At 72.5% G+C, this 1,759-nt stretch carries 1 protein-coding gene and 1 pseudogene; one reads left to right on the forward strand and one right to left on the reverse strand.

From position 1 onward, the window contains the following. A pseudogene (locus tag B9G49_RS15980) lies at positions 1–186 on the forward strand (MFS transporter); the annotation flags it as partial. Between the two features lie 48 nt (positions 187–234). Here the strand turns inward: B9G49_RS15980 and B9G49_RS15985 are convergent. Continuing rightward, positions 235–1,662, reverse strand: coding sequence for a peroxidase family protein (locus B9G49_RS15985; protein WP_233125236.1), 1,428 nt, complete (start codon positions 1,660–1,662; stop codon positions 235–237). Positions 1,663–1,759 lie beyond the last annotated feature (97 nt).

The raw sequence follows: 1,759 nt of genomic DNA on the forward strand, positions 1-1,759 counted from the left end.
GAACGAGGCGCCGGGTTCGGCCTGATACGGACCGTCTACACGGTGATCGGCTCGGCCGGCTCGGTCGGCGTCGGGCTCGTCGCGGACCTGTTCGGCTGGGGCGCGTCGTTCGCCGTCATCGCCGGCATGTCGGGGGTCGCGTTCCTCGTCATCTCCGCGAACGCGCTCGTCGGCGAGCGGCGGTGAGGGATGGCGCCTCGCCGAGGTACTGCCCGTTAGCCGACGTACGGCCGCCTAACCGACGTACCGCCGCCTCGTCGTGCGCTCGCCGTCGGGGGCGTACACGGTGACGACCTCGCCCTCGTCGTCGAGCGCGGGCGCGTCGCGGCCGAGGTAGTGGTCGGTCGCCGTGTCCGCGCCGGCGCCGACGTGAACCGTCAGGGTCTCGTCGGGCCCGAGCGTCGCGTCCGGGAGGTCGTCGCGCTGGCCGTCGAGGTCGATGACGTACCCGGTCAGGTCGATCGGCTCCGCCGCGGCGTTCCGTAGGGTCACCGACTCGTCGAGCACGTCGCCGGTCACGTCGCCGGCGTCACCGTTAGCTCCCGCATCGCCGCCGCTCCCCGGGCCCGCGTCGACGGCCTCGATCACCAGTCCGTCGGGGTTCGCCTCGGCCGCGAACGCCGTGATGTCCGCCAGCGTGTACCCGTCGGTCGCCGTCGGCTGCGGGAGGCTCGGCTCCCAGCCGTCGGGCGCGGCGTTGGGGTAGGCGGTCTCGTCAGCCTCGATCAGCCCGATCAGCGTCTCGGCGACGATCCGACTGCCGACCGCGCCGAGTCGCTCGCCGTCCTGCTGGTAGTCCGCCTCGGCGAGCACGTAGTACCAGAGCGGCGAGTCGGGGTCTGCGCCGCGACCGTGCGCCTGCAGCGCCTCCATGATCGCCGATTCGTCGCCGAACGCCTCGTTGCGGATCGGATCGTACCCCATCCGCGCGGCGACGTCCTGTCCGGAGGCCAGGCCGAGCGCCTTCCCGCGCCGGAGGTTCCGGACGGCGAGCGAGGAGTCCCCGGCGATCGGGAGGTTGAACAGCGTCGGCGCGAGGAGGGGCTCGATCTTCCGCGAGGGCTGGTAGTCGCCGTCGCCGGTGTCGAGCAGCCGCGACCAGTCGACGACGAGGTCGCTCGGGACCGGTCGGCCGCCGCGGAGGTTCCGCCCGTCCCCGGGGCCGGTCGGGAACAGCGGCACCTCGCCGACCTCGTCGTTGACGTCGAACGCGTGTCGGATCATGCTGTGGCCGAAGCGGTACGCGGCGCCTCCGAACTCGACCGGGATCGCCGGCGTGCGCCCCGGCGGCACGAAGTGTTGTCGGCCCCGCTCCTCGATGTCGGCCAGGACGTAGCGGTCGCAGATCCGGGGGAGGAAGTCGCGTCGCACGACCCACTGGTAGTGCCACCTGACGAGTCGCTGCGCGGCTTCAAGGACGGACTCGCCGTCCTCGACGAGCGACGATCCGGGACCGCGGAGGTGGTCGACGACGCGGTTGTGGAAGTTCACGAAGGCGAGCTCGAGTTGCGAGACGACGACGTTCTCGTCGTTCCGCGGGTCGCCGATCAGCGCGATCCCCTGCTCGTTCCGCTGGAGGTCCGTCCCCGGGAGCCCCGAGAGCCCGCCGCCGTCCTCGGCGTCCGGCGCGACCGCGTCGCCCACTCGCCGGCGGTCGTCCACACGACGCGGAACTCGTCGAGGGTCTCGTCGGCCATCGACCCGTCGACCCCGGTGGCGAGCATCTGCGGCCACCAGCTGTCGGTGGCGCGGTCGTACA

It is taken from the genome of Halorubrum sp. SD683, from assembly GCF_002135045.1.
GTDB classification, from domain to species: Archaea; Halobacteriota; Halobacteria; order Halobacteriales; family Haloferacaceae; genus Halorubrum; species Halorubrum ezzemoulense.